The organism is Serratia sp. LTN-2, assembly GCF_059740205.1.
The window spans coordinates 66,218-73,703 of sequence record NZ_JCAXDO010000017.1 but is presented as its reverse complement, the minus strand read 5'-3'; the positions used below and the strand labels follow the sequence as shown (position 1 = coordinate 73,703).

5 protein-coding genes and 2 pseudogenes are annotated in these 7,486 nt (G+C 47.1%); 5 read left to right on the top strand and 2 right to left on the bottom strand.

What is annotated here, in order from left to right:
* Positions 1-78 precede the first annotated feature (78 nt).
* The 5 genes and pseudogenes from AC6BYQ_RS23485 to AC6BYQ_RS23465 all read left to right on the top strand — a co-directional run.
* Positions 79-894: pseudogene (locus tag AC6BYQ_RS23485) on the top strand (DinB/UmuC family translesion DNA polymerase); the annotation flags it as partial.
* A gap of 188 nt (positions 895-1,082) precedes the next feature.
* Positions 1,083-2,306: an IS91 family transposase gene (locus AC6BYQ_RS23480; protein WP_498057589.1), complete on the top strand. Its 1,224-nt coding sequence runs from the start codon at positions 1,083-1,085 to the stop codon at positions 2,304-2,306.
* A 141-nt stretch (positions 2,307-2,447) separates the two neighbouring features.
* Positions 2,448-2,633 (top strand): annotated as a pseudogene (locus AC6BYQ_RS23475) (DUF4113 domain-containing protein); the annotation flags it as partial.
* A 76-nt stretch (positions 2,634-2,709) separates the two neighbouring features.
* Positions 2,710-4,683, top strand: a complete 1,974-nt coding sequence (locus tag AC6BYQ_RS23470) for an acyltransferase family protein (protein WP_306686644.1) — start codon at positions 2,710-2,712, stop codon at positions 4,681-4,683.
* Positions 4,684-5,251: 568 nt separating this feature from the next.
* Entirely contained in the window at positions 5,252-5,962 is a 711-nt protein-coding gene (locus AC6BYQ_RS23465; protein WP_306686643.1) for a replication initiation protein, read from the top strand.
* A 123-nt stretch (positions 5,963-6,085) separates the two neighbouring features.
* Here AC6BYQ_RS23465 and AC6BYQ_RS23460 read toward each other — a convergent pair whose 3' ends face one another.
* Both AC6BYQ_RS23460 and AC6BYQ_RS23455 read right to left on the bottom strand, forming a co-directional pair.
* The gene (locus AC6BYQ_RS23460; RefSeq protein ID WP_306686642.1) at positions 6,086-6,955 is read right to left on the bottom strand and encodes a hypothetical protein; all 870 of its coding nucleotides are present in this window, start codon (positions 6,953-6,955) and stop codon (positions 6,086-6,088) included.
* A gap of 276 nt (positions 6,956-7,231) precedes the next feature.
* Positions 7,232-7,405: a replication-associated protein RepA4 gene (locus tag AC6BYQ_RS23455; protein WP_498057588.1), complete on the bottom strand. Its 174-nt coding sequence runs from the start codon at positions 7,403-7,405 to the stop codon at positions 7,232-7,234.
* Positions 7,406-7,486 lie beyond the last annotated feature (81 nt).

Here is a 7,486-nt window from a genome sequence, read left to right as displayed (position 1 = left end):
GGACAGTCGACATCGAAGTTTGAATATTGGAATGCTCTGATTTGGAGTCATGTCCATGGTAGAGCTTCTTTCCTTTAGCTGGACGAGGCATTTCTTCACGTTGCCGGCATCGATGCCACAGAGTCATTCGAAGACTACGGGCGCCGAGTCCGTGATACGGTGCTTCAGCAAACCGGGCTTACCTGCGGGATCGGCATTGCTCAGACAATGACTTTGGCCAAACTCGCCAATCACGCCGCTAAAACCTGGCCGGCTACCGGTGGCGTTGTTGATCTGACAAACCGGGATAGACAACGACGGTTGATGGCGTTACTGCCGGTCAGCGAAATTTGGGGATGTGGGCGCCAGTTGACCAAAAAGCTGGCTGCGATGGGGATCACGACTGCACTGCAGCTTGCCGACAGCAACCAGGCGTTAATACGCAGAACGTTCGGGGTTGTGCTCGAGCGCACCGTGCGTGAACTGAACGGTGTGCCGTGTATCTCGATCGATGCGCTGCCGGCAAAGCAGCAGATCATCGTCAGCCGGTCATTTGGCCAGCGCGTCACGCAGCTGCAGGACATGCGCCAAGCGGTGTGCCAATACGCGGAACGCGCCGCCGAGAAATTGCGCCGAGAGAGGCAATACTGCCGGCACGTTTCGGTGTTTGCGCGAACCAGCCCCTTTGCGCCTCACGAGCCGTATTACGCCAACAGTAATAGCGTGCAGCTCATGCTGGCTACACAAGACACCCGCGACATCATAGCGGCGGCAGTGAAAGCCCTTGAAGCCATCTGGCGCGACGGGTTTCGGTATCAGAAAGCGGGGATCATGCTGAACGATTTCTGTGACAAACCGGGCCAGATCGATCTCTTCGACGAACGTAGCGCCCCTGCGGGGCGAGCACGGCTGCTTTGCAGCCTCAACCGTCTTTAAGCCCCAACCTCACATCAACGCCAGTGCCGCCTGACGGCCAGTCCTGCCGCGAGGTGGCGCATGCCCCCGCCGCGTTGACACACGCATAAAATGAGCACGTCTGCGACGTGAGCCGGCTGGCGCCGACGCCCTTTTCCTGTTCCCTGCCGCCCTGTAGACTCTGCACCATGTATATTCCCCGACCGGCAAAGCTGCTGTTCCAGCACGATGATGGCTGGAGCCGCTATCTCGACAAACACGGTGACGCCCTCAGCGACTGGACCAAACTCGCCGTCGAGCGCATGCTCGCCTGCGGCACCTGCGCCATGGGCGTGCGCCGTTACTGCTGCGCCTCACCGGACTGCACCCATTCCCGCTTTTTCTGCCAGAGCTGCAAGTCCAAGGCCTGCAGCAGCTGTGGCCTCAAGGCCACTGAGCAGTGGATCGCCGAACAGCAGCACATCCTGCCCGACTGCGACTGGCAGCACATCACGTTTACCATGCCTCACCTGCTGTGGCCGTTCTTCAACAACAACTGGCCCCTGCTCAATGACCTGTTTCGCTGCGCCACCCGCGCCATGCTCCGCTGGGCGCGCCAACAGGGGATCGAAGTCGGTATCTTCTGTGCGCTCCATACCTACGGCCGACAGCTCAATCAGCACCCACATATCCACGTCTCCGTCACCCGCGGCGGACTTGATGTCAAACACGGCGTCTGGCGCCATCTGTTCTTTAAAAAGAAAGAAGTGGAAGCCATCTGGCGCAACGCCGTGGTTTACCTGCTGCGCGACAACTATGCGCAAATCAATCCCGGTGCCCTGCCGGGTCTCGGCCATATCCGTAACGAGGACCGGTGGCACCGCTATCTGCATGCCCAGTATCGCCGCGCCTGGAAAGTGCACTTCGCCAAAAAGACCCGCGGCGCCTGGCGCAGCGTGAAATACCTGGGCCGATACCTGAAACGTCCGCCAGTGGCGGCTTCCCAGCTCAGGCATTACCGCGGCGGCGCCGTGGTCCATCAGTATTACGATCACCGTACACAGCAGCACAAACGCCAGAAGATCAGCCAGGAGGAGATGCTGCAACGTTACGTCAGCCATATCCCGGCGCGGCATTTTAAGATGGTGCGTTACTACGGTTTTCTGGCCAACCGCAAACGGGGTACGTTGTTGCCGAAGGTCTACGATGCGCTGGAAATGACGGTACGGGAGAAACCGAAGCGGCCCGGATTCGCAGTACTAATGAAGGGCTTCCTCGGTACCGACCCTTACCAATGCATCCTGTGCAAAGGTCGGTTGCGTTTTGCCGGCGCCGTGGCAGGTGATCACGCCACCAAACTGCTCTCTGACCGGCTGCATCGGATGGCGAAAAAACGATGGCTTCAGATCCCGGCTCTGGATAAGTGCGCCTGAAAAATGGACTTTAGCTTAAAAATACAGCAAAACTGGCATTTTTCCGCATTACTCTGCGGCAGCCCGCACCATATGGGGTTCTTCCTTGACACTGTTCATGGTTAGGAAACTCAAAAAGGGCCGATTGAGTTTCCTAACCATGAACATCCACCGCGCGCCGGTAGCGAACAATTGATGAAAGCCGTCGATGGTATAAATCACTCCGGGCTGGGGAAAGTCTGGTTTGCCGGCCAAGGGATCAATAAGGTTTGGGCAATGCGCCGTGAACTTCTCTCCCCATCATACACAACCCGGCTAAGTGATATTCCTATGGCCAAAATTATTTAAAAAAGTGTATTTGTTCATTTATCAGACCTCCTAATTAAATTATAATAAATCTGTAAAAACAACTCAGAGGTCAAAAATGAAGTACCGTAGTGATATTGACGGCTTACGAGCTATAGCTGTCGCTTTAGTCATTTTTTTTCATGCAGGACTAAGTCAATTTCCAGCTGGGTTCATCGGAGTTGATGTATTTTTCGTCATATCTGGGTATTTGATATCCAAAATAATTTTAAGCGGTACTAATGACCAAAAATTTAATTTAAGTAACTTTTATAATCGTAGAATTTGGCGACTACAACCATCGCTGCTTCTCATCGTTTTAATTTCTATAATTATCGGTAGTTTTTTTTACCTTCCAGCCGATTACAACACATTCTTACACAGCGTTAAAAATACATTGTACTTCACGTCAAACCAGTATTTCTCTGGTGTAACAACTAGTTATGCTTCAGAAGACTCCGGCTACTTATTGCTGCTTCATACATGGTCACTGTCTATTGAGTGGCAATGGTATTTGACATTCCCTGTTATTCTGTATTTTACATTAAAGATTTATCAAAAAGACAAAGTGGCTTTAGCAAACTATGTGATTACAGTTTTTTTCCTTATTGCCTCGCTATACCTGTCATATACAACCAGTAAAGTAAGATACTATGATTTTTTCTCGCGTTGCTTCGAACTGCAAATTGGCAGTTGCCTTGCATTTAGCTCATTCAAGATAAATCATAAATTATCCAATATTGTTGGTATCGTTTCTCTATCTTTAATTATAACTCTTTCGATGTTTCCAGGATTAATATCTGGTTACCCAAACGGGTATACCCTTATGGTTGCATTAGCAACTGGCGCTATAATTCTATCAGGTGATTCATCCAGATCCTATGCATCGAGGTTGCTTGCATCAAATTATCTTGTAGCTATTGGTAAGCGTTCATATTCTCTTTACTTATGGCATTGGCCTTGCTTGGCTCTGTTACATTATATGGATGCGTTTAATGATTCTCTTCTACTTATATTATTACTTATATCATCATTACTCCTTGCGTGCGTTTCTTATAGTTATATAGAGATGCCTCTGCGAAAATGTAATAAAAACTTAAAAACAACAATCCTTTTATTAATTGTAACGCCATTGCTATTAAGCATTGCTCTATATGCTGTGGCAAAAAGTCAAAACTACTTCCCATGGAGGTTTGGAAGTTCATTTAACACTGCAACAAACCTTGAGTTAAAGTACAAAAAAATGGCGGGACATCGTTCAGATTGTCTTACAGATGATATCGAAGGAAAATATTCAAACGAACACTGTACGTTCGGAGCTGAATCACCCAAAAAGACTGCTTTCTTCATTGGAGACTCAAACTCTAATCACTACTGGATGTTCTTAGATACTTTAGCAAAAAATGCTAATTTAGCAATTACCGCAAAAAGTACAGCAAGTTGTTTAACGTTGCCAGGCATCTACCAGTTTGATTGGTGGCATTTTTATAATACTGTTTATGAAACTTGTCATGAAAACACTAAGCAATATTATGAGCAAATAGCAAGTAACAATTATGACTATGTTATTATTGGTGAGCTCTGGCCAATGTATGTGAGTGATAAGATCATAAATAATCAAGGTGATACCCGCTCCTTAGAACTTTCAAAAGAGAGATTAAGCTCTGCTATTAATGAAGCGCTAACAATCATCGAAAAAGCCGGTTCCACACCGGTGATAATGAAAGAAATATTTACTAGGCCAGACGGCTATGAGTATTGTTTGAAAAGAAAATTGATAGGAAGAGATGATTTTGAAAATGGCAAGTGCAACTCACTACGAAATATTAAGCCTTCTCCTTCATGGTTTGATGAAAAATTCGAATTTTTAAAAAAATCACACCCCTCCCTACAAATTATTGACATAAAAGATGTTCAATGTTCAGAAACTGGATGTGCTACAGAAGTAAATGGAGTGAGTGTGTATAGGGATGTTGGTCATCTCAACGATTATGCATCACATGTTTTTGGTCAAATGTATCTCCAATCGAAAGGAAATCCTTTCATCAAATAGCAGCCATAGAGGATCTTAGAGGATCCTCTCCCCCCCCGATCCTGCCAAGACCAGTCTTTTTCCGATTCTGGACGCACCATAAGAGCTTAGATCGCAACGAGCCGTTGCGATACTGGGCTTACAGACAAAGAGCTACCATGGGGTTCTGAGGCACGATCTGCATTGTTGAGGCTTTGATTTTGGGCCCGCCGGGTAACCGGTGGGAGCTACAGCAGTTTCACGATGGAAACTTTAGGCATTTCCCATAGTTTAGATATCAACATATCCACAGTGATGTTTTTTAAAGATTTTTTATTTTTTTATGTTTTTAAATGCTTTTTAGATATGGCCCTAAGCCTTGCAGCTTTTGCCTCTTAGGCCTGTCAATATGGGAAATGGCTTAAGCAAGTATGGGACATAGCTAAAGTATCTATGGGTAAAACCATAAGTTCGTATGGGTAATGGCTAAAGTTTCTATGGGAAATACCTAAAGTTAATTCAGATGTGGGAATCACCAAAGGTTTGTCTTGACCATGGCATAAAACGGATGTAACTATGGGAGAAATACAAACTACCCATAGAATTATATATGGCTGAAAATAAAGGGATTATAAAAACTAGCAGACCTGCCATAGCTCAATCAAACGAGCTAACGGAAGCTGCCTATTATCTGTCATTACAGGCTAAGAGAGTCCTGTGGTTGTGCCTTATGGAGACTTACAGACAAGACGATCATCCTGGCACTTTCACTGTCAGGGTCGCAGATTATCAGCGTCTGTTTAAGGTTAGCCAGGCAACAGCTAGCACTGATGTTAGGAAGGGGATTGACGCGCTTTCAAATAGTTCAGTTACCTTTTTCCCTTCGGATGGCGAATATGAAGAACGTAAACGCCCCTGGCTTGCAGAGGCAGGCTTGAAGCGTGGCAGGGGGTCATGGAACATTGAGTTTAACAACAAGGTAATGCCGTATTTACTAGACCTAAGCAGCCAATTTACGACCTACAACCTATATGATTGCGGCCGCATCAACAGTGTAAGGGCTATCCGTTTGTACGAAAGCCTGTGCCAGTATCGAAAGTCCGGGATCTGGATCACTACAGCGGATTGGCTAGCAGAACGGTATCAACTCCCTCAGTCTCAGCGCGATAACTTCGCCGAGATGAAGAGAACGTTTATCAAGCCGGCCCTGGAAAAGATCAGCAAAGAAACTCCTTTGATGGCGACTATGGCTGAAACCGGTGACGGCAAGCTAATCTTCACGATCGTCACCAAGAATCCAGAACCTTCTCTTCCACTTTAGGCTTTTCCCATATGCTAAAGGAAAAAAAACTTTTGCTGTTTCCCATACTTTAGGTGTTTCCCACACCTAACAGGGGTTGTACGCCAGAACTCGGTAAATCCCGCCTACAACCCCATTTTATTTTTATCCTAACAAGTTATTCTTCAAACTTGCTTCCGCTTCATTAATCAACAACGTGATCAGCCGTACCAAGTCCAGAGTAAGCTTTTCCGCAGCCTCAAAACTTAGCTTCAAAATGTTGATTTGACCTTCTCCAAGGACATTCTGAAGAGATACTTTCTGAAAGCCTTCTTCATCACGTCGTTCTCTCAATAGTTGCATAATGCGTTTAGTCACGATCGTTGTGATATCAGGGAATTCTGGGTTATCGAATATATGGCCATGGCTTTTGGCTAAAGTTTCCCATGAAAAAAGAATATCGTAGCGAGAAGTGAATCGGGCCTGCTTTGGTGGGAAATGCCACAACACGATGAATGGCATACTTCTTTTCATACATTCTTCAAAATGCTGCTGCCAAACGTCTGGAATTGCCCGTCCTTCGCATAACAGGTAGTAATCAGACGGTCTGAGGGAAGTATCGCAATCAACATCCGGCACCGTCTGCGTTGTTCCAAGTTGAGTTTGCCAATGTTCTCGAAGCATGAGCTCCAGGGGAGGAATTATGATACATAACCAGCTTAACGGAATGTATACAGCGATCGGCGGAACGACAGTATGGTGTCCATCCTCAACGAACGGCCGGCAGGTTTCAGCGATCTCTTTAGCCTTTGCGCAGTTCTCGTTCGAAGATAACCAGTCTAGGAACGGAAGTGGTACTACCTGGCATAAACAACCCCAGCTACGGCCATACTTATAGAGCTTCCAGCCAGGCACACGCAGATAGTGACGTTGCACATACAACACCAGCCGCTGCGTCAGCTCATCCTGAGACGTTGTTTTAACTCGAAATCTTTTGCGCGGTTTGATAAGTAGATCGATGAACAACGTCGCCATAAATGCCTGTCTGGTTAAGTTAGCTGCTAAATTCCTAATATACTTAAGATTTATCCTGTTCGCACCCCAAACCCCTCGAATCAATCGCCAACATACCCTGACTTTGAACAAGCTCTAAATTTGATTGATCACTAATCGATCAGATTAAGAGGGTAAACAGATAGGCGACAATTGAGCTTAACAGATACAACGAAAGGTTAGGGTCGCCGGTAGCCCGGCGAAGCCGGTTCGATACTTTTATAGAGCCTCAATCCCCCCTTCGTCCTGCAAGACCAATCAAACTGACAGCGCTTCAGGAGCTTTTGTACGCCGTCGGAGTGGATCCAGCAAGGCCTTGGCCGCAGCTGGAGCGTATCTCCGCGTTAGCAGCCCTTTAGGGCTGTTTACGGGCGTGTACCTTGATCTTATAGCTATGACAGCTATGCAAGGTATCTGCTTGAGTTTCCTCATGGGCCCGTTGCGAAGCAATGGGAGGTACTCGATACCGAACCGGCGCGGGCTATGCCCGCTGCAAGGGCGGACATTTTATGA

Excerpts from the sequence above, each read along its gene's own strand:
- AC6BYQ_RS23455 (WP_498057588.1), bottom strand. The coding sequence starts at position 7,405 with ATGAGGAAACTCAAGCAGATACCTTGCATAGCTGTCATAGCTATAAGA.
- AC6BYQ_RS23460 (WP_306686642.1), bottom strand. The coding sequence starts at position 6,955 with ATGGCGACGTTGTTCATCGATCTACTTATCAAACCGCGCAAAAGATTT.
- AC6BYQ_RS23470 (WP_306686644.1), top strand. The coding sequence starts at position 2,710 with ATGAAGTACCGTAGTGATATTGACGGCTTACGAGCTATAGCTGTCGCT.
- AC6BYQ_RS23480 (WP_498057589.1), top strand. The coding sequence starts at position 1,083 with ATGTATATTCCCCGACCGGCAAAGCTGCTGTTCCAGCACGATGATGGC.
- AC6BYQ_RS23465 (WP_306686643.1), top strand. The coding sequence starts at position 5,252 with ATGGCTGAAAATAAAGGGATTATAAAAACTAGCAGACCTGCCATAGCT.